The following is a 531-nucleotide window of genomic DNA, read 5'->3' as shown; positions in this document are numbered from 1 at the left end:
GCCATCCCAATATCATAAAATCTGGTATTGAACTGACACGCCCCGAGCAGCTTTGGGTGGCCGATATTACGTACTTGCCAACCCATGATGGTGAAGCTTATTTGAGCTTAGTCACGGATGCTTATTCACGAAAGATTGTGGGCTATCATGTTGACGACAATTTAAAAACAAGCTCAGTTAAGCAAGCCTTTAGTCACGCATTAAAAGATAAGAAAACATCAGCACAACTCATTCATCATTCTGATAGAGGTATTCAGTACTGCTCTAGGGAATACCAAGCCCTACACAAACAGTATCGGGTGACATGCTCAATGACTGACGGTTATGACTGCTATCAAAATGCATTAGCAGAGCGAATCAATGGCATTTTGAAAAATGAATTTTTACTGGTGAAGCCAAAGAACTTAAGTGAAGCGAGAAAAATGGTCGAGGAATCAGTTGTTATCTATAATCAACGAAGGCCACACATGGCCTTAAAATACAAAACGCCCGATGAAGTACATCGAGCGTTTTAGCGTAAATAGTGTCAAC

Annotated in this window: 1 protein-coding gene; it reads left to right on the top strand. The window is 40.9% G+C overall.

Annotated elements, in window-relative coordinates; genetic code table 11:
* Nucleotides 1–515: IS3 family transposase (locus J7384_RS19240; RefSeq protein WP_209116147.1), on the top strand; the 515-nt coding region annotated here is incomplete at its 5' end.
* Nucleotides 516–531 lie beyond the last annotated feature (16 nt).

Origin of the sequence: Endozoicomonas sp. G2_1 (assembly GCF_017744155.1) — a bacterium.
In the GTDB taxonomy this organism is placed as follows: domain Bacteria; phylum Pseudomonadota; class Gammaproteobacteria; order Enterobacterales; family Alteromonadaceae; genus JAGHQT01.
Note: the sequence above shows the minus strand (reverse complement) of the source record. Positions and strands in the feature narration are given on the sequence as shown.